This window comes from Arthrobacter sp. J156, assembly GCF_056172865.1.
In genome coordinates this window covers 2,981,629-3,007,993 of the sequence record NZ_CM149650.1, presented here as the reverse complement: position 1 = coordinate 3,007,993, position 26,365 = coordinate 2,981,629, and the positions used below count along the sequence as shown (strand labels likewise).

General features: G+C 71.8%; 22 protein-coding genes. 3 read left to right on the top strand and 19 right to left on the bottom strand.

Annotation, left to right across the window (positions count from 1 at the left end; translation table 11 throughout):
- Positions 1-44: 44 nt before the first annotated feature.
- The 3 genes from AC0QR5_RS13895 to AC0QR5_RS13885 all read right to left on the bottom strand — a co-directional run bounded on the left by AC0QR5_RS13895 (position 45) and on the right by AC0QR5_RS13885 (position 3,333).
- Positions 45-470, bottom strand: coding sequence for a DUF3151 domain-containing protein (locus AC0QR5_RS13895; protein ID WP_329862299.1), 426 nt, complete (start codon positions 468-470; stop codon positions 45-47).
- 5 nt (positions 471-475) lie between these two features.
- Positions 476-1,498 (bottom strand): class II fructose-bisphosphate aldolase, encoded by a 1,023-nt coding sequence (gene fbaA, locus AC0QR5_RS13890; protein ID WP_329862301.1) that lies wholly within the window; start codon positions 1,496-1,498, stop codon positions 476-478.
- A 272-nt stretch (positions 1,499-1,770) separates the two neighbouring features.
- The gene (locus AC0QR5_RS13885; RefSeq protein WP_329862306.1) at positions 1,771-3,333 is read right to left on the bottom strand and encodes a lipase family protein; all 1,563 of its coding nucleotides are present in this window, start codon (positions 3,331-3,333) and stop codon (positions 1,771-1,773) included.
- 371 nt (positions 3,334-3,704) lie between these two features.
- On the opposite strand from AC0QR5_RS13885, the gene AC0QR5_RS13880 reads away from it, so the two are divergent.
- A complete protein-coding gene (locus AC0QR5_RS13880) occupies positions 3,705-4,892 on the top strand; it encodes a TerC family protein (RefSeq protein WP_329862308.1) in 1,188 nt (395 codons plus the stop codon).
- A gap of 121 nt (positions 4,893-5,013) precedes the next feature.
- On the opposite strand, the gene AC0QR5_RS13875 is transcribed toward AC0QR5_RS13880, so the two are convergent.
- Complete coding sequence (locus AC0QR5_RS13875; RefSeq protein ID WP_329862329.1) at positions 5,014-5,685, bottom strand: TrmH family RNA methyltransferase; 672 nt, start codon at positions 5,683-5,685, stop codon at positions 5,014-5,016.
- Between the two features lie 186 nt (positions 5,686-5,871).
- Between AC0QR5_RS13875 and AC0QR5_RS13870 the strand changes: the two genes are divergently transcribed.
- Together AC0QR5_RS13870 and AC0QR5_RS13865 are read left to right on the top strand one after the other, a co-directional pair.
- Positions 5,872-6,912 (top strand): magnesium and cobalt transport protein CorA, encoded by a 1,041-nt coding sequence (locus tag AC0QR5_RS13870; RefSeq protein WP_329862310.1) that lies wholly within the window; start codon positions 5,872-5,874, stop codon positions 6,910-6,912.
- On the top strand, positions 6,903-7,703 hold the full coding sequence (locus tag AC0QR5_RS13865) for a tyrosine-protein phosphatase (protein ID WP_329862312.1): 801 nt from the start codon (positions 6,903-6,905) through the stop codon (positions 7,701-7,703). The genes AC0QR5_RS13870 and AC0QR5_RS13865 overlap by 10 nt, the downstream gene beginning before the upstream one ends.
- Before the next feature lie 28 nt (positions 7,704-7,731).
- On the opposite strand, the gene uidA is transcribed toward AC0QR5_RS13865, so the two are convergent.
- From uidA to AC0QR5_RS13790, 15 genes are all read right to left on the bottom strand, one after another.
- Positions 7,732-9,513 (bottom strand): beta-glucuronidase, encoded by a 1,782-nt coding sequence (gene uidA / locus AC0QR5_RS13860; protein WP_329862314.1) that lies wholly within the window; start codon positions 9,511-9,513, stop codon positions 7,732-7,734.
- Between the two features lie 109 nt (positions 9,514-9,622).
- The gene (locus AC0QR5_RS13855) at positions 9,623-10,654 is read right to left on the bottom strand and encodes a LacI family DNA-binding transcriptional regulator (RefSeq protein ID WP_329862317.1); all 1,032 of its coding nucleotides are present in this window, start codon (positions 10,652-10,654) and stop codon (positions 9,623-9,625) included.
- A 91-nt stretch (positions 10,655-10,745) separates the two neighbouring features.
- A complete protein-coding gene (locus AC0QR5_RS13850; RefSeq protein ID WP_329862319.1) occupies positions 10,746-11,942 on the bottom strand; it encodes a Gfo/Idh/MocA family protein in 1,197 nt (398 codons plus the stop codon).
- 30 nt (positions 11,943-11,972) lie between these two features.
- On the bottom strand, positions 11,973-12,860 hold the full coding sequence (locus tag AC0QR5_RS13845) for a sugar phosphate isomerase/epimerase family protein (RefSeq protein WP_329862321.1): 888 nt from the start codon (positions 12,858-12,860) through the stop codon (positions 11,973-11,975).
- Between the two features lie 86 nt (positions 12,861-12,946).
- Positions 12,947-13,807 (bottom strand): ATP-binding cassette domain-containing protein, encoded by an 861-nt coding sequence (locus AC0QR5_RS13840; RefSeq protein ID WP_329862323.1) that lies wholly within the window; start codon positions 13,805-13,807, stop codon positions 12,947-12,949.
- Positions 13,807-15,735: a dipeptide/oligopeptide/nickel ABC transporter permease/ATP-binding protein gene (locus AC0QR5_RS13835; protein ID WP_329862325.1), complete on the bottom strand. Its 1,929-nt coding sequence runs from the start codon at positions 15,733-15,735 to the stop codon at positions 13,807-13,809. The genes AC0QR5_RS13840 and AC0QR5_RS13835 overlap by 1 nt, the downstream gene beginning before the upstream one ends.
- Positions 15,732-16,673 (bottom strand): ABC transporter permease, encoded by a 942-nt coding sequence (locus AC0QR5_RS13830; protein ID WP_329862327.1) that lies wholly within the window; start codon positions 16,671-16,673, stop codon positions 15,732-15,734. Before AC0QR5_RS13830 ends, AC0QR5_RS13835 begins: the two co-directional genes overlap by 4 nt.
- Positions 16,674-16,740: 67 nt before the next feature.
- Complete coding sequence (locus tag AC0QR5_RS13825; protein WP_329862331.1) at positions 16,741-18,279, bottom strand: ABC transporter substrate-binding protein; 1,539 nt, start codon at positions 18,277-18,279, stop codon at positions 16,741-16,743.
- Between the two features lie 268 nt (positions 18,280-18,547).
- Positions 18,548-19,621 carry a Gfo/Idh/MocA family protein gene (locus tag AC0QR5_RS13820; RefSeq protein WP_329862333.1) on the bottom strand — a complete coding sequence of 358 codons (1,074 nt, stop codon included), beginning with the start codon at positions 19,619-19,621 and terminating at the stop codon, positions 18,548-18,550.
- The gene (locus AC0QR5_RS13815; RefSeq protein WP_329862335.1) at positions 19,614-20,468 is read right to left on the bottom strand and encodes a sugar phosphate isomerase/epimerase family protein; all 855 of its coding nucleotides are present in this window, start codon (positions 20,466-20,468) and stop codon (positions 19,614-19,616) included. The genes AC0QR5_RS13820 and AC0QR5_RS13815 overlap by 8 nt, the downstream gene beginning before the upstream one ends.
- Positions 20,469-20,575: 107 nt before the next feature.
- The gene (locus tag AC0QR5_RS13810; RefSeq protein WP_329862337.1) at positions 20,576-21,112 is read right to left on the bottom strand and encodes a gluconokinase; all 537 of its coding nucleotides are present in this window, start codon (positions 21,110-21,112) and stop codon (positions 20,576-20,578) included.
- Positions 21,109-22,338, bottom strand: a complete 1,230-nt coding sequence (gene manD, locus AC0QR5_RS13805; RefSeq protein WP_329862339.1) for a D-mannonate dehydratase ManD — start codon at positions 22,336-22,338, stop codon at positions 21,109-21,111. Before manD ends, AC0QR5_RS13810 begins: the two co-directional genes overlap by 4 nt.
- A gap of 44 nt (positions 22,339-22,382) precedes the next feature.
- Entirely contained in the window at positions 22,383-23,852 is a 1,470-nt protein-coding gene (locus AC0QR5_RS13800; RefSeq protein WP_430633483.1) for a mannitol dehydrogenase family protein, read from the bottom strand.
- Positions 23,853-23,857: 5 nt separating this feature from the next.
- Positions 23,858-25,267 carry a glucuronate isomerase gene (uxaC, locus tag AC0QR5_RS13795; RefSeq protein ID WP_329862341.1) on the bottom strand — a complete coding sequence of 470 codons (1,410 nt, stop codon included), beginning with the start codon at positions 25,265-25,267 and terminating at the stop codon, positions 23,858-23,860.
- Positions 25,268-25,344: 77 nt separating this feature from the next.
- Positions 25,345-26,361 (bottom strand): LacI family DNA-binding transcriptional regulator, encoded by a 1,017-nt coding sequence (locus AC0QR5_RS13790; protein WP_329862343.1) that lies wholly within the window; start codon positions 26,359-26,361, stop codon positions 25,345-25,347.
- Between the last annotated feature and the right edge of the window lie 4 nt (positions 26,362-26,365).

The following is a 26,365-nucleotide window of genomic DNA, read 5'->3' as shown; positions in this document are numbered from 1 at the left end:
CCGCGATGGGGACTTCTCCCCATCGCGGCCCCGCGCCACCATCCCTACGAGCCGGCCTCGATCGCGGCCCGCGCCTGCGGATCCGAATCGTCCAGGAAGCGGCCGATCCTCTCGACCTCCTCCGCCTCGCCGATCGCCGCCGCCGCGCGGCCCAGCGCGTAGAGCGCGCGCAGGAAGCCGCGGTTGGGCTCGTGCCGCCACGGCACGGGGCCCTGGCCGCGCCAGCCGGCCTTGCGCAGGGCGTCCAGTCCGCGGTGATAGCCCACGCGGGCATAGGCGTACGACTCGACCGTGCGCCCCTCGCCGAAGGCCTCGTCCGCGAGGACGGCCCACGCCAGCGAGGACGTCGGGTGCGCGGCCGCGACGTCCACGGCCTCGTCGCCCGCCGCGAAGCGCGCGTCCACGGCCTCGTCCGCGGGGAGCAGCGTCTCCGGGATGCCGAGCAGGTTGCGTCCGAGTTCGTCGCTCACGGCGCCTACTTGATGGACTTGCCGGCAGAGCCGAGCTGCTGGGCGGCCTCGACGATGCGGGCGGCCATGGACTCCTCGGCCTTGGCGCCCCACACGCGCGGATCGTAGGTCTTCTTGTTGCCGACCTCGCCGTCGACCTTCAGCACGCCGTCGTAGTTGGCGAGCATGTGGCCGGCCACCGGGCGGGTGAAGGCGTACTGGGTGTCGGTGTCGATGTTCATCTTGATGACGCCGTAGGAGACGGCGTCCGCGATCTCCTGCTCCGAGGAGCCGGAGCCGCCGTGGAACACCAGGTCGAACGGGTTGGCCTTGCCGATCTTCGCTCCGACCTGCTCCTGGATGTCCTTGAGGATCTCCGGGCGCAGCTTGACGTTGCCCGGCTTGTAGACGCCGTGCACGTTGCCGAAGGTCAGGGCCGTGATGTAGCGGCCGTTCTCGCCGGCTCCGAGGGCCTCGATCGTGGCCAGGGCGTCCTCGACCGTCGTGTAGAGCTTGTCGTTGATGGCGTTCTCGACGCCGTCCTCCTCGCCGCCGACCGTGCCGATCTCCACCTCGAGGATCTGGCGCGCGGCCGCGGTGCGCGGCAGCAGCTCGGCCGCGATGCGCAGGTTTTCCTCGAGGGTCTCGGCGGAGCCGTCCCACATGTGGGAGTTGAAGAACGGATCGCGGCCCGCGGCGACCTCGGCCTCGGAGGCGGTCAGGAGGGGCAGCACGAACTCGTCCAGCTTGTCCGCCGGGCAGTGGTCGGTGTGCAGGGCGATGTTGACGTCGTAGGACTTGGCGACCTCGCGGGCGAACGCCGCGAACGCGAGGGAGCCGGTGACCATGTTCTTCACGGACGCGCCGGACCAGTAGGCGGCGCCGCCGGTGGAGACCTGGATGATGCCGTCCGAGCCGGCCTCGGCGAAGCCGCGGATGGCCGCGTTGAGGGTCTGCGAGGAGGTCACGTTGACCGCGGGGAAGGCGTAGCCGCCGGCCTTCGCGGCGTCGATCATGGCGTTGTACTTGTCCGGGGTTGCGAGGGGCATGCTGACTCCTGGATAGGTGGGGTGGGAGTAGACCTCATTGGCTATCCCTCATCCTAGCGAGTCGGCGCGCACGTGGTGCGTCCCGCGTCACACCCGTGCGGGCAGGGCCCGCATCAGGAGAACGCCCTCGAGTCTGCCTTGCAGATCGTTCAGCCCCAGGGCCCAAGAACCTGCACGATCTGCAAGCCAACCGAGGGCGAGGCCGTCGGGGCTGCGGGGCGGATCCCGGACGACGGCGGCGCCGGTGCGGCACCGCCGTCGTCCGGGATCCGCTAGAGGCGCCAGCAGCTGGAGAGCTGCGTGTTGCCGTTGAAACGCGCCTTGAGGAACGCGATCGCACTGGGCACCGCGGCCACGTACCCGCCGAGGTGCGTCGGCGCGGCGTTGGTGATCCAGGAGACGTTGCTGTCCTGCGCGCACCAGCGCTCCGCCACGCCGCGGCCGGCCTGGTACGGGATCACGTCGTCGAGCAGGCTGTGGGAGAGCATCACGGGGACCCTGGGCGCGCGCCCGTCGCCGATCCGCTGCTCGCGCAGCACCGAGGCGTAGGGTTCCCTGTTCGCCAGCTGCGTGAAGGTGCTGCCGTCCGCGGTGAGCGTGGACGTCTTGACGAAGCCGTGCTGGAGCAGTCCGTCGACGACGCAGTTCTCCGCCGCCTCCGCCACGCGCTCCCGGCCCTTCGCGTTCAGCGCGGCATCGAGGTCCACCGGGTACTGCGAGTCCAGGGCGTTCATCGCGAAGAGCAGGAAGCCCGTGTAGAGGGTCGAGTCGATCTTCGCGGCCACTTGCTGCAGGTCGCCGGGAACCGCACCGGCGAAGGCGCCCTTGAGGTCAAGCTCCGGGGCGTAGGACGGCGCGAGTTCCGCCGCGGCGGCCGAGGCCCCGCCGCCCTGCGAGTACCCGACGAGGCCCACGGGGTTCGCGGCGCCCACGCCCGCGAGGCCGAGCCGCTGCGCCGCGCGGACCGAGTCCAGGACGGCGTGGCCCTGGGCCGCCCGCACCATGTAGCTGTGCGCGCCCGGCGTGCCGAGGCCCTGGTAGTCCGTGAGGGCCAGCGCGTAGCCGGCCTCCAGGAGCGCGGCGACCATCGGCCCCTCGTATTCCTGGCCGATCGCCATCTGCCGCGACGGCGCGCAGCGGTCCGCCGCGCCCTGCGTCCCCACGGCGTAGCCGATCAGTGGACGCTGCCCCTTGCCCGTCCACGCCTTCGTGGGCACCAGGACCGTGCCGGTGACGGCCATCCGGCCGCCGTGGGCGTCGGTGGAGGAGTACATGATGCGCGTCGCGGAGGCCTTCGGCTTGATGAGCTTGACCGGGTCCAGGTAGAACTGCGCGGGCTCGGAGCGGATCACAGCCCCGTTCTGGGCCGGCAGCGTGGACGGCGGGAGGTAGAAGTGGGCGTCGACGGACTCGGCGAGCTCCCCGAGGGCCTCCTCGCGCTGCAGGTCGGCGTCCGTCGCGGCACCGGCGTCCGTCACGGCGTCTTCCGCGGCGTCTTCCGCGGCAGTCGAGGCGGCCGCCGCGGGCGTCGCGGGCGTCGACACGGGCAGGGCAGCGTGTGCCATCGTGGGCATCGACGCGTGCGGAGCGGGTGCCGCGTGAACCGGCGCGGCGGCCCCGAGGGCGAGGACTGCCGCGAGCGCGGAGGCGCCGCAACCCGCGGCCAGGCGGCGCAGGGCACCCGCCCCACGGACGGAGCCGTCGGCCGACTGCCGTGCAGTGGAGCCGACGAGGTCGGCGTCGGAAGCGACAGTGCCGGAAGGGACAGCGCGGGGAGGGACTGCCCGGGTAGGTGCTGCATGGGAGGGCAGGTGGTGGTTTCCGGGACGGGTCATCTGTGCTCCTCTGTTCGACGGTGCGGCCTCGTTGCCGCCGGCCCACGACCGAAACCTACCGTTGGGTAACATGTGAGCCGCATCACACACTATGCGGCGTGACGGGATCCGTAAAGGATGTTTCGCCGGGCAAACCATCGCCGACCCGGCCCGGCACCCGGGCCGGCGTCCGGCACCCGGCCCTGCGTCCGGCGTCGTACCCCGGCTTGCGCGTCACCGCACCGCTGCCGCTATGCTGGGGGGGAACGTGAGGGAGTATCCCCAGCGCTGCACCCGTCAACACGCAGGGCACCATCGCCCCGCCGGATGCAGCGGCCGGACGTCTACCGGCGGAAAGACTCGCGGGAACGATCGTCCCCGAAAGGATCCCCGTGACCGTCCCACCCTTCATCTGGACCATCACGATCATCGTGATCGCCGCCCTGCTGGCCTTCGACTACTTCTTCCACATCCGCAAGGCCCACATCCCCACCCTCAAGGAAGCGGCCGTCTGGTCCTCCATCTACGTCGGGCTCGCGATCCTCTTCGGCATCGCGGTGCTGGTGTTCGGCGGGGCCGCGATGGGCGGAGAATACTTCGCCGGATACATCACGGAGAAGGCCCTCTCCGTCGACAACCTCTTCGTGTTCCTCGTGATCATCGCGAGCTTCAAGGTCCCGCGCGAGGACCAGCAGAAGGTCCTGCTGTTCGGCATCGTGTTCGCGCTCATCATGCGCACCCTGTTCATCTTCGCCGGAGCCGCGCTCATCAACACCTGGAGCTGGGTCTTCTACATCTTCGGCATCATCCTGCTCGTGACCGCCGGCAACCTGCTCAAGCCCGGGGGCCACGAGGACGACCAGGCGAACAACTTCATCATCCGCCTCGCCAAGCGCTTCCTGCACACCACCGACCACTACGACGGCGACAAGCTCTTCACCATCCAGAACGGCAAGCGCGCCCTGACGCCGATGCTCCTGGTCATGGTGGCCATCGGCGGAACCGACATCCTCTTCGCCCTCGACTCGATCCCCGCGATCTACGGCCTGACGCAGAACGTCTACATCGTCTTCACCGCGACCGCGTTCTCCCTCATGGGCCTGCGCCAGCTGTACTTCCTCCTCGACGGCCTGCTCGACCGCCTCATCTACCTCTCCTACGGCCTGGCCGCGGTCCTCGGCTTCATCGGCGTCAAGCTGTTCCTGCACGCGCTGCACGAGAACAACGTCTGGTTCATCAACGGCGGCGAGCACGTCGACGTCGTCGAGATCACCACGGCCCTGTCCCTGACCGTCATCATCGGCATCCTCGTGGTCACCGTCGTCGCCTCGCTCGTCTCCAAGGCCGGCAAGGCGCAGACCGCCGTGAGCAACGCCCGCCGCCACGCCGAGGCCTACCTCGACCTCGGCTACACCACCGACGCGGACGAGCGCGAACGCCTCTACCGGATGCTGGTGGAGGAGGAACGGCACATCCACACCATGGAGAAGAAGCACCGGGACAAGGTCAAGGACATCGAGCAGATCCGGGCCAAGGTCGCCGAGGCGCACGAGCGGCACGCGGAGCTCACGGCCAACTAGCCCGCCCGCGCGCACACCCCTCCCGTGGTGTCGGGGTAGGTGTTGGAAAACCTCAGGCTTTCCGACACCTACCCCGACACCGCGTGGGGTACGCGCGGGGTACGCGCGGGGTCTCGCGCGCTCAGGCCGGGTGCTGGCCGAACACGTGGCAGCGGATCCAGGCGTGCATCGCGATCCCCGCCGCCGAGGCCGCGTTGATCGAGCGCGTGGAACCGAACTGCTCGATCGACAACGTCGCCTCCGCGGCCTCGTGGACCTCCTCGCTCAGGCCCGGCCCCTCCTGCCCGAACACCAGGACGCAGCGGCGCGGCAGCTCGTAGGTCTCGAGCGGCACGGAGTCGGGGAAGATGTCGACCCCGATCACCGCGAGCCCCTCGCCGCGCGCCCACTCCACGAACTCCCCGACCGTGGCGTGGTGGCGGACGTGCTGGTACTTGTCGGTGACCATGGCCCCGCGCCGGTTCCAGCGGCGGCGGCCGATGATGTGGACCTCGCGGGCCAGGAACGCGTTGGCCGTGCGGACCACGGTGCCGATGTTCAGGTCGTGCTGCCAGTTCTCGATCGCGATGTGGAAGTCGTGCCGCCGCGTGTCCAGCTCCGCGACGATCGCGTCGTGCCGCCAGTACCGGTAGCGGTCGGCGACGTTGCGCCGGTCTCCCTCGCGCAGCAGTTCGGGGTCCCAGTGCTCCCCCTCGGGCCACTCGCCCTCCCACGGCCCCACGCCGACCTCGGGCCGCGCCGCGCCGTCGGAGGGGTCCCGTGGAAGGCGGGCTCCGGCGTCGTCCGGTTCAATGGCCGGGTCCTCCCGGACGGCCTCCGGGGAGGGGACGACGCCGGGGCCGGGCTCCCGCGTCGAATCCTGCGGGGCGCCGGGGTCAGGGGTGGTGTGCACCGTTCAAGGGTAGTGGCTGGCGCGCCGCGGGGACGCTCCGGAAGTGGCAGACTGGCTTCACGATCCGGCGGAAGAAGGAGGCGGCCCATGGCCACGGTGGACAACGCCATCTACGTCGACGGCAAACGGGCCGGCGGACCCGCGGACGTCGAGAACACCCTGGAGCAGTTGCGCGTGCGCGGCGGCATGGCCTGGCTGGGCCTCTACCGTCCGGACGCGGAGGAGCTGCACCGGGTCGCGGCCGATCTCGGGCTGCACGAGCTCGCCGTGGAGGACACGCTCACCGGCCACCAGCGCGCCAAGCTGGACCACTACGGCGACCACACGCTCCTGGTGCTGCGGCCGGCCCGCTACCGCGACGACGTCGAGAAGGTCGAGTTCGGCGAGCTGCACGTCTACACGGGCGGCGACTTCGTGGTCACGGTCCGCCACGCGGAATCGCCGGACCTGGCCCGCGTGCGCCAGCGCATGGAGGCCGAGCCCGAGCTGCTCGCCATGGGCCCGCCGGCGGTGCTGTACGCGGTGGTGGACCAGGTCGTGGATGAGTACGAGCCCGTCATCGCCGGCCTGTCCAACGACATCGACGAGATCGAGGACCAGCTGTTCTCCGGGGACCCGCACGTCTCCCGGCGCATCTACGAGCTCTCCCGCGAGGTGATCGCGCTGCAGCGGGCGACGGAGCCCCTCGAGCGGATCCTCTCCGAGCTGCGCCGCGACGCGGTCCGGATCGCGGACGACGCCGGGGCCCCCTCCAGGCCCCGGGGCGCCGACCGCGCGGCCTGGGTGGAGCTGGACCGGCTGCTCAACGACGTGCACGACCACGCGATCCGGCTCACGGAGCGCATCAAGTCCTTCCGCGAGCTGCTGACCAACGCGCTCACCCTCAGCTCGACGCTCATCTCCCAGCAGGCCGCGGAGGCCGGGGTCGCGCAGAACGAGCAGATGAAGAAGATCTCCTCCTGGGCCGCCATCCTCTTCGCGCCGTCGCTCGTGGGCAGCATCTACGGGATGAACTTCCACCACATGCCGGAACTCGACCTGGCGTGGGGCTACGGCGGGGCGCTCGGCCTCATGGCGTTGCTGAGCGTGGGGCTGTTCGTGGTGTTCAAGGCGAACAAGTGGCTGTGACGGACGGCGCGCGGGCAGCGGCCGGGGATCCGGAGGGTGTGGCACGGGCGACCGCGAGTGCGGCGGACGGCGCCGACGCGCCGGGCGTCCTGAACCTGCGGCCGGTCGTCGAGGGGCTCGTCTACCGCTCGAGCGCCCCGTTCGGCTGGGACGCGCACCGCGTGGCCGGCTTCCTGGCCGAGCACCGGATCGAGACCGTGGTGGACCTGCGCTCACCCGCCGAGAGCGCGCTCGTCCCGTGGCTGCTCGACGCCCGCGCCCAGGGCGAACCGCTGCCCGAGCTGCTCTCCGCGCCGCTCGATCCCACGGAGGGCCGGCCCAGCAGCCGCCGCAGCATCGACACGGCCCGCGACCTCGGCGAGCTCTACCTGTGGTGGGCCGAGGAGCGCCCGGACATGGTGGCCCGCTCGCTCGCGCCGATCGCGGCGGGACGGACCACGCTCCTGCACTGCGCGGCCGGGAAGGACCGCACCGGCGTCGTCTCCGCCGTGGTCCACCTCGCCGCCGGCCATGAGCCGGAGGACATCGTCGGCGACTACGCCCGAACCTCCGCCGCCCTGCCGCAGATCCTCTCCGCCCTGCACGGGCTCTACGTGCGCACGCACCCCGGCGAGGAGCTGCCCGCGTTCGCGGCCGACGCGCCTCCCGTGATCCTCACGGCGCCGGCCGAGGCGATGGAGGTGTTCCTCGAGCGCTTCCTGGACCGGCACGGAACCGTGGAGGACTACCTGCTCTCCGCGGGCCTCGACCGCCCCGCGCTGGCCCGCCTCCAGCACGAGCTCCGCCGCTGAGCCACGCGGTGGGCGGGGCGGACGGGGCCTACGCGCGCCGCCAGCGGCGCCGCAACGCGTGGGCCGCGGCCTTCGGGCGGCGGTCCCGCGTGAAGACGCCCTTCTTGTTGCCATCGACGCGCATGATGCCCACCGAGGTCTGGAAGTCGGCGAAGTTCCACACGTGCTCCCCCACGACGGCGTCGATCCGGTCGAAAACGCGGTGGTACATGTCCAGGAACTCGGCCTGGTACTCCTCGCTCCACGGCGCGGCGTGGAGCGAGTGCTGCCCCGGCATGGTGTCCGCCCCGTACTCGGTGAGCAGGATCGGCTTCCCGAACGTCTCGGCCCACGTGCGCAGCTCGGCCTCGAGCGCGGCCTCGGCACCGGGGAGGTCGCCCGTGTGCGTGTACCAGCCGTAGTAGCGGTTGAGCATGCAGACGTCGAACAGGTCCTCGATCCGGGTCTTGTCAGGGCCGTCGAACATCACGTTGACGTAGCCGATCGGCCGGGTGGGGTCCAGTTCGCGGGCCAGGGCGGCGAGCGGCTCGAAGTACCCGCGCGCGCCCTCCTCCTGTGCGTTGGGCTCGTTCGCGATGGACCACAGGACCACCGAGGGGCGGTTCTTGTCCCGGGCGATGAGCTCGCGGATGGCGTTCCGATGGGAGGCCGCCGTCGCGGCGTCGACCTCGCCCGGGACGTAGGTGGGCCGGGCGGCACCCTCGAAGACGCCGCCGAACATCATGTTCAGCCCCACCGCCGCCGTCTCGTCGATGACCACGATCCCGTGCCGGTCGGCGTAGTCCATGACCTCCTCCGAGTACGGGTAGTGGGCGGTCCGGAACGAGTTGGCGCCCGTCCAGTCCAGGAGCCGGAAGTCCGCCACCATGAGCGCGTCGTTGTGGCCCTTGCCGATCGTCCCGTGGTCCTCGTGCATCCCGAACCCGGTGAAGTGGAACGGCTCCCCGTTGATGAGGAACTCCGTCCCCCGGACCTCGACCGTGCGCACGCCGACGGGCAACTCGTAGCTGTCCACGAGCACGCCGTCCCTCCGGACCTCGGCGAGCAGCCGGTAGAGGTAGCCGGCCCCGGGGCGCCACGGGACGACGTCGTCCACCACCACAGTGCCCGCGGCGCCCTCGGCCGCGCCGACCTGCGTCCCGTCGGCGTCCAGGACGCGCACGCCCACCTGTTCGCCGCCCGCGGCGCCGTCGAGCCGGACCGTGTAGCCGATCTCGCCCCGGGCCCCGTCGAGCCCCGTGACGACCGTCAGGTCCGCCACGTGCGTGGCGGGGACGGAGACGAGCCGCACACTGCGGTGCAGGCCCGAGTAGTTGTAGAAGTCGTGCAGGTAGCGCTGGATGCGGCGGCCGTCCGCGCCCGTCTCCACGCGGCCGGGCGGGATGCTGGCCTGGGTGAGCTCGTTGTTCACGGCGATGGTCAGCCGGAAGCGCTCCCCCGGCCGCACGTGGTCGGTGATGTCCGCTCCGAAGGGGGTGTAGCCGCCGGCGTGCGCGGCGACCTCGGTCCCGTCGACGAACACGCGCCCCTCGTGCGTGGCGGCGTCGAGCCGGATCAGCACGCGCGAACCGTCCCAACCCGCGGGGACGGAGACCTCGCGCTGGTACCAGACCCAGCCGACGTGGTTGCGGATGGCCGGGTCCGGGAAGACGTCGTTGTAGCTTCCCGGGACCGCCATCTCGAGGTCGGTGGCGAGCGCGGCGTCGAACCAGCGCTCGTCGAAGCCGGTTCCCTCGTGGTCCACGCGGAAGCGGTAGAGGCCGTCGAGGAGGCGGACGTCGCGGGTGGGGCCGTCCTGGGGCTTGAGCATGGGATCCTCCGAGGGGTCGGGGTCGGTTGCGATGGTGGTGGTGACAGCTCGGGCGGACGACGCTGGCGCGGTGCCGCGTGGTCCGGGGAGGCCGCGGGCGGCTCCGTCCTCACGGCGGCGGCGCGGCCCCCGTGCTGCCGCGCACGACGAGCTCCGTGGCGAGGTGCGCGGGCGGCGCGAGGGGGGCCCCGGCGTCGTCCCCCCCGATGCGGTCCAGGAGCCAGCGGGCGGCGGCGTCCCCCGCGGCGCGCAGGGGCGAGCGGACCGTGGTCAGGCGCGGGCTGCTGAGCTCGGAACCGAAGATGTCGTCCACGCCGACGATCGAGAGCCGGCCCGGAACGGCCACCCGCTCCTCCTGGCAGCGCTGCAGCAGGCCGAGCGCCAGCAGGTCGTTGTACGCGACGACGGCGGTGGCCCCCGTCGCGAGGACGTCGGGCAGGGCGGCGCGGCCGGCCGCGAGCGTGGGCTCCCGCGAGCACGTCGCGACGAGCGCGATCCCGAGCCCCGCGGCCGCCTCCTCGAGCACGGCACGGCGCCGGTGGTTGATCCACGAACGCCCCGGGCCCTCGACATAGGCCACGCGGCGGTGGCCGAGCCCGTGCAGGTGCCCGAGCGAGGCGGCGAGGCCGGGCCGCGGGTCCGCCACGATCGAGGCGATCCCCGGGACGTCGCGGTTGACGACGACGACGGGCGTGGACTCCGCGAGCCGGTGGATGTCGTCGTCGTCCATGCGGCTCGTGGCCAGGACCAGCCCGTCGGCGCTCGCCGCCAGCCGCTGCGCCGCCACGAGCTCCTGTTCCGGGTCCTCCTGCGAAGAGGCGAGCAGGAGCGTGGACCCCGCGAGCGCCGCGGCTCCCTGGGCGCCCCCGACGATGTCAAAGAAGACGGGGTTGGCGAGGTCGGAGACGATCAGCCCGACGGCGTTCATCCGGCCCGTGGGCAGGGCGCGGGCCATCGGGTTGGGCCGGTAGTCCAGCCGCCGGGCGGCCTCGCGGACGCGTTCGGCGGTCTCGGCCTTGACCCGGCCCGGCTTGGCCAGGGCGCGCGAGACCGTGGAGGCGTTCACGCCGGCGGCCTCGGCGATGTCGTAGATCGTCGCCGCCGACCCCTTGCGCCGCGCCTTGCGCTGCTGTTCCGTCATGGCGCCTCCTTCCTGATCTGGCCTGGGAGGGTACGACGCCGGTGCCCCGCCCGCGGGGGGCGCGGCACCGGCGTCGTACCCTCCGTCCACGCTAGGCGCGGACCGGGGTCTCCCGGACGGGGAACGCGCCCTCTGCGGCGATGCGCTTGTTCAGTTCCGCGAGGAACTCCTGCGGATCCGAGTCGAGCTCGACCTCGCGGCCCAGCCAGCTCGAGAGGTGGATCGCGTTGGCGAGGCGCACGCCGTTGATGCCGTCCGAGCCCGGGGCCAGCAGCGGGGTGCCGTCCAGGATGTTCGCGGCGAAGTTCTCCAGCACGCCCGCGTGCTGCCCGCCCCAGACGGACTCGAACTCGATGACCTCGGTCTCGTAGAACTCCCTCGGGTCCACCTGGCCGCGGAAGAGCCTGGCCACGTCCTCCATGTCCATGCCGTCGCTGAGCTCGCGCTCGGGCTTCTTGAGCCGGGTGACGGTGGCCGTCTTGCTGTTCTCCACGACGATCTTGCCCGCATCGCCGAGGATCTCGAAGCGGTCCGTGCCCACGATGTCGTGCGTCGCGGTGACGAACGTGCCCGTGACGCCGTCGCCGTAGTCGACGACCGCCGTGACCTCGTCCTCCACCGCGATGTCGCGCCGGAATCCGTAGGAGACCTTGGAGTACACGGACTTCGGCACGCCGCAGATCCACTGCCACAAGTCCAGCTGGTGCGGCGCCTGGTTGACCAGGACGCCGCCGCCCTCGCCGCCCCACGTCGCGCGCCACGCGCTCGAATCGTAGTAGCCCTGCGGGCGCCACCAGTTGGTGATGATCCAGTTGCTGCGCCGGATCGCCCCGATCTCGCCGCCGTCGACGATCTCCTTGAGCTTCTTGTACAGCGGGTTGTTGCGCTGGTTGAACATGATCCCGAAGGACAGCTCCGGCTTCGACGCCGCGAAGTCGTTGAGCTCCTGGACCTGCGCCGAGTACACGCCGGCCGGCTTCTCGACGAGCGCGTGCACGTCGCGGCGCAGGGCCTCGATGCCGATCTCGGGGTGCAGGAAGTGCGGGACGCACGTGACGACGGCGTCGACGTCGCCGCTGTCCAGCAGCGCGAGGTAGTCGTCGTGGAACGGGACGTCCGGGTACAGCTCGGCGGCGAGCTCCTTCTTCGCCGGATCCGTGTCGCAGATCGCGCCGATGACCATGTTGGGGACGCTGCCCTCGGTGATGAACTTGGCGTACATGCCTCCCTGCTGGCCGAGGCCGATGATGCCGAGGCGGACCGTGCCGCTGGTGGTGTTGTTGCTCATGATGCTCCTTCTCTGGGCGGGGAGGGCCGGCTACTTGCCGACGGTCTGGGCGGGGGCGGCGAAGAGGTCTCCGAAGCCCAGGGTGTTCAGGTTGTCGTAGGAGGTCTGCAGCGCCTCCCACACGGTGCGCCCGTAGAGCTCGTCCTGCTCGACCAGGAGGTACTCGGCGCCCGCGAGGACGGCCTCGGGGATGATCTCGGCGAAGTCCAGGTTGCCCTCGCCGACCTCGGCGAACTGGACCACGTTGCGGAAGTCCTGCATAAAGGCCGGGAAGTCGCCGCTCTGGAGGTGGCCGAACGCGCTCTCGGGCAGGGCGCCGATCCGGTAGTCCTTGAGGTGGACCATGGGCGCCTGGCCGGCGTAGCGGCGCAGCGTGCGGACGGGATCGAGCCCGCCGCGCTGGACCCAGTGGACGTCGATCTCCAGGCCCATCGTGGGCGAGACCTCCCGGATGTGGTCCAGGAGGTGCCGCCCCTCGACCTTCGCGAACTCGACGTGGTGGTTGTGGTAGTACAGCCCCAGGCCCTCCGCCTGCAGGCGCTGGGCGTAGCCCTCCGCGGTGCGGGCGAACTCCAGGGTCTTCTCGAGCGACGCCATCGCCGGCAGCGGCAGCATGCCGATCCGCAAGTGTCGGGTCCCGAGCCGGTGGGCGTCGTCGACGATCTTCGCGAAGTCGGTGTCGAGCGCGTCCACGGGAGCGCCGCCCGTCGCCGTCACGTTGACGGAGAGCGCCGCGACCTCGACCCCGAGGACGTCGCGCGCCCGTTCGAGCTCGGCCGTGTTCTTCGCGTCCATCGGGATCTGGGAGACCTCGACGGCGCGGTAGCCGATCTCGGCCACCTTCGCGAGCGTCTCATACGCCCCGATCTCGGTGAAGCTGTTCTTGAGCATCATTGCCTGGACGCCGATGCGTGCCATGGTGTGGTCCTTCCGGTCGGTGGCCTGGCGCCCGTCGTGGGCGGCCGGTAGAGGTCTGGTCTGGGTGCGGGGGCCGTGCCGGCGGGTCAGGCCGCCCCCTCGAGCGCGAGCCGGCGGCGCTCCTCGCGGCGCCCGGCCTGCTGGTCGGGATCCGTGACGGGCGAGGCCATGAGCAGCTTGCGCGTGTACGGGTGCTGCGGGTCCTCCGTGACCTGGCGCGCCGGCCCGTGCTCCACGATCTCCCCGCCCGTCATGACGGAGACCTCGTGGCTGATGTGGCGCACCACGTCGAGGTCGTGGGAGACGAAGAGGTAGGACACGCCGGTCTCCTGCTGGATCCGCAGCAGCAGGTCCAGGACGCGGGCCTGCGTGGAGAGGTCCAGGGCGGACACGGGCTCGTCGCAGACGATGAGCTTCGGGTCCAGGGCGAGCGCCCGGGCGATCGCGACGCGCTGCCGCTGTCCGCCGGAGAACTCGCGCGGCAACCGGTCCACGGAGTCCCCGGGAAGGCCCACGTGGTCCAGGAGTTCGGCGATGCGGACCTTCGCGGCGCTGGCCGTGCGCCCCTGGACGGAGAGCGGCTCCGCGAGGATGTCGCCGACCGTCATCGCCGGGTTCAGCGAGGTGTACGGGTCCTGGAAGACGACCTGCAGGTCGCGGCTCAGCTTGCGCCGGTCCGCGCGCGTGGCGTGGGAGATGTCCCGGCCGTCGAAGGTGATCGACCCCCCGCTGACGGGAGCCAGGCCCAGGATCGCGCGGCCGAGGGTCGACTTGCCGGAACCCGACTCGCCGACGAGGCCCAGGGTGCGGCCCTGGCCAAGCTGGGCGGAGACGCCGTGGAGGACGGTGAATCCCTTGGCGCGCCAGCCCTTCATCGGGTACGTGACCACGAGGTCGCGCACGTCCAGGAGCGGCTCGACGGCCGGATCGGTGGTGGGGGTCTGCATCACGGGGTTCCCTTCAACTCGCGGTCGGCGTCGCCCGGGGTTCCCCCGAACGGACCGTCGGCGTCGGCACCCGGGCCGGGTCCGGCGTCGTCCTCCGGCTCCGAGGCCGGGACGGGGCTCGAGGAGCCCGTGAGCATGGTCATCGGCTCCTTGCCCTCCAAGGTGGAGGCCAGCAGCTGCTGCGTGTACTCGTGCTGGGGATTGCGCAGCAGCGAGCGGACGTCGCCCTCCTCGACGAGGGTGCCCTGGCGCATGACCACGACGCGGTCGCAGAGGTCGGAGACCACGCCGAAGTTGTGCGTGACCATGAGCAGGCCCATACCAAGGCGCTCGCGCAGCTCGCGCAGCAGGTCCAGGACCTCGGCCTGCACTGTGACGTCGAGCGCCGTCGTCGGCTCGTCGGCGATGAGCAGCCGCGGCTCGCAGGACACGGCCCCGGCGATCAGCACGCGCTGGGCCATGCCGCCGGAGATCTCGTGCGGGTAGGCGTCGAACGTGCGCTGCGGATTGACGATCCCGACCGTGGCGAGCAGGCCGAGGGCGCGCTTCCTCGCCTCCGCCTTGGACAGGCCGAGGACCTTCACCATGGGCCGCACGAGCTGGTAGCCGACGGTGAACGCCGGGTCCAGGTTGCTCATGGGCTCCTGGGGGATGTAGCCGATCCCGCGGCCGCGCAGCTTGGCGATCCGCGCCCGGTTGCGCGCGTCGTCGCCCGCGATCAGGAGGGGCTCGCCCTCGAAGAGGATGGTCCCGTCCGTGACCCGCGCCGTCTCCGGCAGCAGGCCGAGGATCGAGAAGGCCGTCTGCGACTTGCCGGACCCCGACTCGCCGACGATCCCGAGGACCTCGCCCTTGTCGACGTGCAGCGAGACGTCCTCGACGACGGTCTTGAGCGTGCCGCCCTCCTGCGGGTAGCCGACGCGCAGGCCCTTGACGGACAACACACTGCCCTTCCCGCCCGGATCGGCGGCGGCCGCCACGGCGGCGGCGTCCTGCCGTGGGTGCGGCGAGGCCGCGGCGCGCGGCGCCTTCGGCCGCTTCGGGGCCTTCGGCGACTTCTGGCCGTCCTCGAGTGCGTCGCGGAGCGCGTTGCCCAGCAGGGCCAGGCCCACGGTGATCGCGGCGATCGCGAGACCGGGCCAGACGAGCAGGAGCGGCTGCAGGTAGACGTTGCGGAAGGCGTCGGACATCATGACACCCCAGGTCGGCACGAGCGGGTCGCCGAGGCCGAGGAACTCGAGGACGGACTGGATGGCGATCGCGATGCCGGCGACCATGGCGGTCTGGATGATGATCGGCGCCCGGACCACTGAGAAGACGTGGCGGGACATGATGCGCCAGTCGCTCAGGCCGGAGACCCGGGCGGCGTCGACGTAGAGCTCGTTGCGCACCGATTGCACGGCGGTGCGGGTCAGGCGGAAGAAGGACGGTGCCAGCAGCACGCCGAACACGACCATGGACAGCCAGACGCTCGGGCCGGTCGCCGCGCGGACGGCGAGGAGGATGATGATGCCCGGCAGGGACATCAGCATGTTGGCGATCCAGGAGGCCGCGGAGTCGAGGCGGCCGCCGTAGTAGCCCGCGGCGATGCCGGCGGGGGTGCCGATCGCGATGGCGACGGCCGCGGCGAGCAGGCCCGCGGCGAGCGTCGTCTGGCCCGCGAAGAGCAGGCGGCTGAAGACGTCGCGGCCGGCGCTGTCCGTGCCGAGCAGGTGCTCGCCGCCCGGTCCCTGGAGGACGACGGCGAGGTTGCCGGTGTTGGGATCATGGGTCGCGAGCAGCGGAGCCAGCGCGCAGGCCCCGCCGACGACGACGAGGAGGAACAGCGCCACGATCGCCATCGGGTTGGTGAGGAGACGCTTGAGCGTTCCCGCCCGCTTGACGGCGGCGGCCGTGGTGCCGGCCTGGATGGAGGGGACCTGCGTCATGAGACACGCACCTTGGGGTTGAGCCAGCCGTTGAGGAGGTCGACGGCCAGGTTGACGAGGATGACCATGATGACCGTGTAGACCACGATGCCCATGACCACGGGGATGTCGCCCTGGGTGGTGGAGAGGATCGCGAGCGGCCCGACGCCGGGCAGGGCGAAGATCTGCTCGATGATCACGGATCCGCCCAGCAGCCCCACGAACTGCAGGGACAGGATGGTCAGGGCGGGTGGTGCCGCGCTCCGGAGGACGTGCTTGACGAGCACTTCGCGTTCGCCGAGGCCGCGGCTGCGCAGCGTGCGGATGTAGTCGCGGCGGCGGACCTCGATGATGGCGCTGCGGAACTGCTGGGCCGCGGAGGCCGTGAGCTGGAACAACAGGGCCGTGACGGGAAGGGTGATCGAGGCCAGCCAGAGGCCCGGGTTCTGCGCGAACGGGACGAACCCGGTCGCGGGGAACAGCTGCGCCTGGATGGCGAGGGTCGTGACGAGGACGATCGCGATGACGAAGCTCGGCAGGGCGTCCGCCGCGAGGGAGAAGACCTGGACCACGCGGTCCACCCAGCCGCGCCTCACGGCGGCGGCGATGCCGAGGATGGCGGCCAGGACGGCCGCGACGACGAGGGCTGTGACGACGATGGTCAGGGTCACGGGGAGCCGGTTGGTCAGGGCCTGCAGCACGGGCTCGCTCGTGAACCAGGAGCGGCCGAAGTCGCCGGTCACCGCGTTGCCGAGCCATTCTCCGTAGCGGACGACCAGCGGCTGGTCGAGGCCGAGCTCGGCCTCCTTGGCCGTGACCTGCTCGGCGGTGGCGAACTCGCCCAGGATGTTGCGGGCGATGTTCTGGCTCGAGAAGTACAGCATCACGTAGGTGATGGTGGTGATCGTGAACAGGAGGACGAGGCCCGCGGCCAGTCGCCTGAGGATGAAGGTCAGCATGGTGGTTTACCTCGCGGTAGGGTCCCGCGGCGGCCTCCGGAGGGGGAGGCCGCCGCGGGAGCGCGCGCTAGCTGGCGGGCGCGTAGTTGTAGAGGGACGGCACGGCCTGCTGGATCTGCTGCTCCACCGTGATGCCCGGACGGTTGAAGTACATCTGGTCGACCCGGAAGAACGGGGCGAACCAGGCCTCTTCGGTGATGTAGCGGCCGAGCTCCTTGGCGGCGGCGTCCGCGTCCTCGCCACCCTGCTGCATGCGGTCGATGAGCGCCTTGGAGGTCTCATCGGTGTAGCCGGTCGGGTTGAAGGCGGCGTTCGGGCCGATGTGGTGGCCGACGGCGATCCAGGGCTCTCCCTGGAAGATGCCGTAGAAGGCGGCGGGGTACTGGCCGGCCAGGACGTTGTTGCGGTAGTCGTTGCCCTGGACGCTGTCCTGCTGGACCGTGATCCCGACCTCGCCGAGCTGCTGGGCGATCGAGGAGAAGATGACCGGGTCGAAGCCGGGCGAGACGGGGAGCGTCAGGCTGAATCCGTCGGCGTAGCCGGCCTCGGCCAGGAGGGACTTGGCCTTCTCCGGGTCGTAGTCGTAGTAGGAGTCCAGCGCCTCGTCGTAGCCCGCGGTGGTCTCGCCGAGGATCTGGCTCGTCACGGTGCCGCGGCCCTGCAGGATGGCCTGGAGCATCGATTCACGGTCGATCGCGTGGTTGATGGCCTGGCGGACCTTCACGTCACCCAGGGCCTCGACCTGCTCGCCGGCGCGGTCGAACAGGAACAGTCCCTGCCAGTCGACCGGCAGCGTCGTCAGTTCGATGCCGGCGCCCGTGGCCTGCGCCTCGGACTTCGGATCGAGCAGTGCGGCGTCCACCTGGCCCGAGACCAGGGCGTTGAGGCGGGCGGTGGTGTCCTGCATGAACTTGAAGACGACCGTGTCGAACTTCTGCAGCTCGGGGGCCCAGTAGTCCTCGCGCTTCGTGAAGGTGTACTGGGAGCCGGTGACGGTGGAGGCCTTGTCGATCACGTAGGGGCCGGTGCCGACGGGCTCGGACACGATCTCGTCGGTACCCAGCGCCTCGGGGCTGCCCATGAAGCCGGCGGCGTTGGCCAGGTAGAACGGGAGCGCCGGGTCGGGTGCGGAGAGGTGGTAGGCGACCGTGTCCTCGTCGACGACCTCGACGGATTCGACGTTGTTCATCGTCGAGGCCTGCGGGCCGTTGGCCTCCTTGAAGTGCTCCAGGTTCGCCTTGACGGCCTCGGCGTTGAAGGCCGCGCCGTCGCTGAAGGTGACGTCGCTGCGCAGGTTCAGGGTGAAGACGGTGTTGTCCTCGTTCCACTCCCAATCGGTGGCGAGCATCGGCTCGAGCTCCCCGTCGGGGGCGCGCTTGATGAGCGTGTCGTAGGCCGCCTGGTACATCTGGATGTAGTGGCCCACGTGGGCCTGGGCCGGATCCCAGGCGGTCGCGTCCACGACCGTGCCGAGGGTCAGGGTGGTGCTGGCCTGTCCGCCGCCCGTGGCGCCGGGAGCGGGGGTGCCGCCTCCGCCACAGCCTGCGAGCGCCAGAACGCCCGCGGCTAGTGCGGCCGAGAGGGCGGTGCGTCGACGTAACGTCATCGTTGTCTCCTTGAGCTGGTGGTCTCCTGTGGCGTTCCGTCACTCCCATGTGAGCTGGGGCGCATCTACAGGCTCACCTTCGAAGTTACGTGCGTCACAACACCGCGGCAATCGGTTGCCAGAAGTTGCCCTCGCCATGACGCCCGACGCGTGACAAGCACCCCATCCCTCCCCAGAAACAACAACACTCTCCAGTCCTGCGTCGTTCTCAGAGCTGGGAACGACGCAGGAGTGGAGAGTGTTGCGGGAAGGGGCGGGTGGGCGGGGGCTAGACCCACTCCCCCTCTGCGAGCGCCTGGGCGTAGACCTGCTTGATGACGCGCAGGGACTTCAGCGCCTCCTCCGGCCCGATCCAGAACGGCTCGCCGCTGCCGTGCCCGTCGTAGAAGTCCCGGATGAGCGCCGCGTGGGAGGCGCCCCAGTAGCTGCGCCCGGCGCCGAGCGGCGCCGTCTCCCGCACGGTCCGCCCGGGCCCCTCGGCGGGGGCCACGGTGAGCGCGCCGTCGAGCACCATCCTCCCGGCCTCGCCCTGCACCTCGAGCTGCACGGGGAAGTTCAGGGCCGCGGTGTTGGTGGCGAAGAACGTGCTGCGCACGCCCCCGTCGTGGAGGAGCGCGATGTCGGCGGTGTCCTCCACCTCGATGTGCCCGTCGAGCGCCCGCCGGCCGACGCCGCCCGCGACCTCGACGGCGTCTCCGAGCAGCCACAGGAGCAGGTCCAGGGTGTGGATGGACTGGTTCATGAGCACCCCTCCCCCGGATCCGGCCCACGTGCCGCGCCACGGGGCGGCGGCGAAGTAGGCCGCGTCGCGGAACCAGCGCACGGACCCGCTGGCGCCGAGCACGCGGCCGAGCTCGCCGGCGTCCAGGACGCGGCGCAGCTCGCGCGAGGTGGCGTTGTAGCGGTTCTGGAAGCAGACGCCGACGCGTCCGGCGGCGCCGCGGGCCGCCTCCGCGATCCGCTCGCCGTCGGCGAGCGTGTGGGCGAGCGGCTTCTCGATCAGGACGTCGACCCCGGCCGCGATCGCGTCGAGGGCGGCGTCGACGTGCGCCGCGTGCGGGGTGGCGATGTGTACGACGTCGGGGCGCGCCGTCTCGAGCATCGTCCGGTGGTCCTCGAACACGCCGTCGGACGGGATGCCCCAGCGCCGCGCCGCCTCCTCGCGCCGGGCCGCGGTGGGCCCGACGACGGCGACGAGCTCGACGTCGTCCATCGCGGCGAGCGCCTCGAAGTGCACGCTCGCCACGTCCCCGCATCCGATCACGGCCGCGCGCAGGCGCCGCGGGGCGCCGTCCCCCGGGGCGTCGGAACGGCCCGCGCCGGACAGCGGCCCGCTAGACAAGGGAGACCCCCTCGCCCTCGGCGATGCGGCGGAACGCGCGGGCGGCCTGGCCGTAGGCGACCGGGCCGGAGAAGCCACCGAACTCGTGGGCCTGGGCCAGGTGCGGCTCGAGCGAGGCGAAGCCGGAGAAGCCGTCGGCGGCGAGGGCCGCGATGGTCTCCCGCAGCTCGCCGTCGCCCTCGCCCGAGGGGACGACGGCCCCGGTCTCGGCGATGGCGTCCTTGACCTGGAAGTACTCGAGGTAGGGGCGCAGCATCGCGTAGCCGTCGGTGTAGGGGCGCACCCCGACCTGCACGAAGTTCGCGTTGTCCCACGCGACCCGGAGCGCCGGGGAGTCCACGGACTCCATGAGGTCCAGGACCCGCTCCGGGGTGTCGCCGTAGATGCCCTTCTCGTTCTCGTGGACCAGGACCACGCCGGCGGCCTCGGCCTCCGCGGCGAAGAGCCGCAGCCGCTCCAGGACGGCGTCGCGGATGTCCTCGGGCCCCTGCCCCTCGGCGGGGTAGAAGGAGAAGATCCGGATGTAGCGGGTCCCGAGGGCCTGCGCGGTCCGGATGACGCGGCGCAGCCGCTCGAGCTCGTCGGCGGACGGCGCGGCGGCCGGGACCTTGCCGATCGGCGAGGCGATGGCGGAGACCTTGAGGCCCTGGGCGTCGAGGACCTCCTTGAGCCGGGCGGTCGTGGCGTCGTCGAACTCGGCGACGTTGACGCCCCAGGCGGAGCGGACCTCGATGTGGGTGGCGCCGAGGGCCAGCAGCACGGCCGCCTGCAGCGCGGGATCGGGGTCCACCTCGTCGCCGAAGCCGGACAGGGTCCAGGACGGGGCCTGGCTCGTGGGTGCGTTCATCGGGTGCAGCCTTTCGTGCGTCGTTGCCAAGAGCGGCGGGGCCGCTCTCCGGCCCGCATCGGGTGGTGCCCCGGCCCGGGCGGCGTGTGCCGAGCGGGCCGGGAGGACTAGGTGCCGGCCGGGATCCCGGCGAGCCAGCGGTGCGCCGCCCGGGCCAGTTCGGCGGCGGACTCGGAGATGTCGAAGACCGCCCCGGCCTCGTCCGCGCCGAGCGGCTCGAGCGTCTCGAGCTGCGAGTCGAGCAGGCTCGGTGGCATGAAATGCCCCGGCCGGGACTGGAGCCGCTGTTCCAGCAGCGCGCGGTCGCCGTGCAGGTGCACGAACACCGTATCCGGAGCGGCATCGCGGATCAGGTCCCGGTAGGAGCGCTTGAGCGCGGAACAGCCGATGACGAGGGTCTCCCCCGCCGCGGCCGCCTCACCGAGGACCTGGCCGATCTGGCGCAGCCAGGGTTCCCGGTCGGCGTCGTCCAGCGGCGTCCCGGCGCTCATCTTGGCGATGTTCGCCGGCGGGTGCAGCGCGTCTCCGTCGTTGAACGCCCCGCCCAGGTGCCCGGCCAGCAGGGCGCCGGCCGTGCTCTTGCCGCAGCCGGAGACGCCCATGACCACCACGCGGCGGCCGGGACCGGCCTCGTGCCCGCTCACCAGTCGTGGACCGTTCCGTCGGCCAGGCGGTTGTACGGCAGGTAGGCCTGCTGGTACGGGTACTTCTGGGCCGCCTCGACATTGAACTCCACGCCGATGCCCGGCGCGTCGCCCGGGTGCAGGTAGCCGTCGGTGAACGTCATGGTCTGGTGGAAGACCTCGTTCGTGGCCGGCGAGTGCTGCATGTACTCCTGGATGCCGTAGTTGTGGATCGCCAGGCCGACGTGCAGCTGGGCGGCGAAGCCGATCGGCGAGATGTCCGTGGGCCCGTGGAAGCCGGACTTGATCTGGTACTGCGCGGCGAAGTCCATGACCTTCTTGAGCGGGGAGATCCCGCCGAAGTGGGTGGAGGCGGCGCGCACGTAGTCGATCAGCTGCTCCTTGATGAGCGTCTGGTAGTCGTACACGGTGTTGAAGACCTCGCCGATGGCGAGCGGGGTGGTGGTGTGCTGGCGGACGAGCCGCAGGCCCTCCTGGTTCTCGGCCGGGGTGCAGTCCTCGAGCCAGAACAGGTCGTACGGTTCCAGGGCCTTGCCGAGCTTGGCGGCCTGGATGGGGGTCATCCGGTGGTGGCCGTCGTGCAGGAGCGGGATCTCGGGGCCGAACTCGTTGCGGACCGCCTCGAAGACGGTGGGCAGGTGGCGCAGGTAGGCGCGTGTGTCCCAGTCCTCCTCGGCGGGGAACGCGCCGCGCCCGGCCGGCTCGTAGTCGTAGCGTTCGCCGGAGGACTGGGCCTGGGCAGCGACGCCGTAGACGGCCTTCACACCCGGGATGGCCGTCTGCACGCGGATGGACTTATAGCCCAGCTCCAGGTGCTCGCGGATGGAGTCGAACAGCTGCGGGATGTCCGTGCCGGAGGCGTGGCCGTAGGCGCGCAGTCCGGTGCGGGAGGCGCCGCCGAGCAGCTGGTAGACGGGCAGGTTCGCGACCTTGCCCTTGATGTCCCACAGGGCCATGTCGACGGCGGCGATCGCGGCCATGGTGACGGGGCCGCGGCGCCAGTAGGAGGAGCGGTAGAGGAACTGCCAGGTGTCCTCGATGCGGTGCGGGTCCTTGCCGATGAGCAGCTGGGCGACGTGCTCCTTGAGGTACGCGGCGACGGCGAGCTCGCGGCCGTTCAGGGTCGCGTCGCCGATGCCGACGACGCCCTCGTCGGTTTCGACGCGCAGGGTGACGAAGTTGCGCGAGGGGCTCGTGACGTAGACCTCGGCCTTGATGATCTTCATGGGGTTCTTCCTCTCGGGGCGGCGCGGCGGCGCGCCGACGTGGTTCAGCGGGTGAGGGTGCCGCGCAGCGCGTGCACGGCGGAGGCGGTGGCGGGCTCGGAGGCGAGCCCGGAGTCGACGAGGGCGAGGAGGGCGGTGGTCTGCGCGGGATCGGAGGACGACGCCGGGGCCCCGCCTTCCGCGCCCTGCCCGCCCTGGGCGGCGGCCTCGGCGATGCGGCCCGCGGCCCGATCGTGGACGTCCTCGCCGGCGGCGAGCTGGGCGCAGACCTGGTCCATCCAGGCGGCGATTGGGCGCAGCGCGGCGGTTCCGGCGCGGCCGGCCTCCCGCTCGGCCCGGTAGACGGGGACGGCGCGGGCGGCGAGCTTGAGCGTGCCGTCCATACCGATCTGGGACAAGTGGTGGGCGATCCGCGGGTTCTCGAAGCGCTCCCGCAGGGCGGCCCGGTAGGCGGGGACGTCGAGCTCGGGGGCCGTCAGGTGCGCGGCGGCGGCGTCCCAGAACTCCTCGACCCAGGCGGACACGGCCGGATCGGCGAGTGCGTCGGCGACGGTCGCGTGGCCGCGCAGCCGTCCCGCGTAGGCCATGAGCGAGTGGGCGCCGTTGAGCAGCCACAGCTTGCGGCGCTCGAACGCCTCGAGGTCCTCGACGAACACGGCGCCGGCCTTCTCCCAGGCAGGGCGTCCGGCCGGGAAGTCCCCCGCCAGCACCCAGGAGCTGAAGGGCTCCGTGACCACGGGGGACACGTCGTCGTACCCCGTGGCCTCCGCGACGGCCGCCCGGTCGGCGTCCGTCGTGCGGGGGGTGATGCGGTCGATCGAGGTGTCCACGAAGGACACGTTCTCCTCGATCCAGCCGGCGAGCAGCGGGTCCACGAGCCGGGCCATCCCCAGCAGGGAGGCCTTCGCGGCGGCCCCGTTGCCGGGCAGGTTGTCGCACGAGACGACGGCGAGCGGCCAGCCGTCGGCGGCGCGGCGGGCGGCGAGGCCCACCACGAGGCGGCCCGCGACGGTGCGCACCACGCGGCCGTCGAGACCGTGGGCTCCGAGCGTGAAGCTGCCGCCCTCGTAGTGCGCGGCGAGCGCCGCGGCGTCGGCGGCGACGAGCTCGTCCGCGGCGTCGAGCGCGGGCTCCCCGCCGGCGGCCAGGCGGTAGCCGGCCTCGGTGACCGTGAGGGTGACGATCGCCGTGTCCGGGTGGGCCAGGAGCGTGGCGAGGGCCTGGAGGTCCGCGCCGTCGTGCGCCTCGACGATCGAGCCGATGACGCGGCAGCGGTCGCCCTCGGCGGTGCGCTCCACGAGCGTGTAGAGCCCATCCTGGGCGGAGAGCTGCCGGGCGGCGTCGGCGCTGCGGCCCGTGAAGGCCGCGATGCCCCAGCCGTCGCCGGCCTCCTCGGTGTACCAGGCCTGGTGCGCCCGGTGGAAGGCCCCGAGGCCCAGGTGCACGATCCGCGCGGCGGGGCGCGTCCCGGCGTCGTACGTCTCGGCATTGAGCGGCCGGACGGCCGCCTCCACGGCGCTCACAGCTTGAACGCCCGTCGCGGGGCGCCGTCAACGAGGTCGACGACGACTTCGGCGGCGCGTTCCTCCGTGATCCGGTGCTCGGCGACGAGCCGGGCCAGGAACGCGGCCTCGACGCGGCGGGAGGCGTCGTGCCGGGCGGGGATGGAGCAGAAGGCGCGGGTGTCGTCGATGAAGCCGGAGGAGCGTGCGAAGCCGGCGGTCTCCGTCACGGCGGCGCGGAAGCGCAGCATCGCGTCCGGGGCGTCCAGGAACCACCACGGGGCGCCGATGAACACCGCCGGGTAGAAGCCGGCGAGCGGGGCGATCTCGCGGGAGAACACGGTCTCGTCGATCGTGAACGGGATGAAGTGGAAGCCCTCGGCCGTGCCGAAGTCGGCCAGGAGCGGGCGCAGGCCGGTGGAGAAGTCCACGCCGAAGGGGATGTCGTGGCCCGTGTCGGGGCCGAAGCGGCCGAGCGTGCCCGGGTGCGTGTTGCGGTGCACGCCCGCATGCATGGTCATCACGAGGCCGTCGTCGACGGCCATCGCGGCCTGCTGGTACATCATGTGCGCCTCGAACGCGAGGCCCTCGGCGAAGGTGGCCGTCCCGGCGAGGCCCTTCTCGAAGAGCGCGGCGGCTTCCGCGCGGTCCAGCTTGAGGGTGTCCGCGTTGTGCGTGCCGTGGTCGGAGGAGACCCCCCCGTGCTCGGCGAAGTAGCGGCGGCGGGCCGCCATCGCGGCGAGGTAGCCGTCGTAGCCGGTGGCGCCGCCGCCCGCGGCCTGGATGAGCCGGTCGGCGTTAGAGGCGAAGCCGTCGACCCAGAACTTCGTGTAGGCGTCGGGGCGGAAGGTCGGCAGGACGCGGGGGGCGAAGGAGTCGTCGGCGGCGAGCGCGTCGTGGGCGGCGAGGTCGGCGAGCGGGTCGTCGGTCGTGGCCAGGACCTCGATCTTGAACTGCTCCATGAGGGCGCGGGGGCGGAACCCGGGCTCGGCGATCTTCGCCTCGAGCGCGTCGTAGACGGCGTCGGCCGTCTCCTCGCGGATGTCCTCGTCGTCGATGCCGAAGACCTCGACGAACTCCTGGCGCAGCCAGTACCCGGACGCCGTGCCGTCGTAGAGCGGCCAGTGGCGGCAGAACGTCCGCCAGGCCTCGCGCGGCGTCGCGCCGTCGGTGCCGCCCACGCGGAGCGCCTCGAGCGGCACGCCGGCGGCGTGCATCACGCGGGTGACGTAGTGGTCCGGGCTGATGAGCATCGCCGTGGGGTCGGGGAACGCGGCGTCGTCGGCGATGACGGAGGCCTCGACGTGGCCGTGGGGGGAGATGATGGGCAGCTCCTCCACGGCGGCGTGGAGTCGGCGGGCGATCTCCCGGACGCCGGGATCCGCGGGCAGGAGGCGGTCGGGATGGTTCGCGATCGAGGATGGCATGCATCCATCGTCCGGAGCGCGGAGGGGCGACGGCAACTAGTTGCCATGAGTTGCATCACACCTCTCCGGGCCGTCCGTCAGGCGCGGGCCGGACCCGTCGAGCGGCGCACCACGAGCCGCGTCGGCAGCACCACGGGGCGCTCCGGAACCTGCACCGTCCCGTGGGAGAGCACCAGGAGGTTCCGCACGGCGGCCGCGCCGAGCGCGTGCAGGGGCGCGGCCACGCTCGTCAGCCCGGGCGTGATCAGCTCGGCGACCGGTGAGTTGTCGAAGCCCACGACGCTGATGTCCCCCGGGACGTCGTAGCCGCTCGCCTGCGCGCGGCGCATGAAGCCGATGGCGAGCTGGTCGTTGTAGCCGAGCACCGCCGTCGTCCCCGTGGCGAGGACCTGCCCGGCCACCGACTCCCCGCCTTCGCGCGTCGGGGCGGGGCACTGGACCATGGACACCTTCAGGCCCAGCTCCAGGGCACCCTCCTTGAGGGCCCGCCAGCGCATCCCGTGGGCCCACGAGGCCTCCGGGCCGGCGAGGTAGGTCAGTTCGTGGTGGCCCAGCTCGCCGAGGTGCTCGAGCGCGCGTCGCATCCCGCGGGCGTTGTCGGTGACCACCCCGCCGACGCCGCTGACACCGCGGTTCATCACGAGCGTGGGCTTCTGCTTGGCCATGGCCCGGATCGCGGCGTCGGACATGCGCGAGCTGCTCAGCAGGATCCCGTCGACGATGTCCATGACCCGCTCGATCGCCTCGCGCTCGACGATCCCGGACTCGCGCGTGTGCGCCAGGAGCATGGTGTAGTTGTTCTTCGCCGCCTCCTCCTCCGCGCCGCGGATCATGTCGATGAACACGGGATTGGAGATGTCGGCGATGACCAGGGCGATCGTGCCATGGCGCTGCCGCCCCTCGGCCATGGGGCGGCGCATGTCGACCGAGCGGTAGCCCAGCTCGGCGGCGACCTGGCGGATCCGCTCGGCGGTGGCGAAGCTGACCCGGCCCGGGCGGGCGAACGCCCGCGAGACCGTCGACGCCGAGACGCCGGCCAGGCGCGCGACGTCGTAGATCGTCGCCGGCTTCGGGGTCTCACCAGGTGGGGGCATGGAC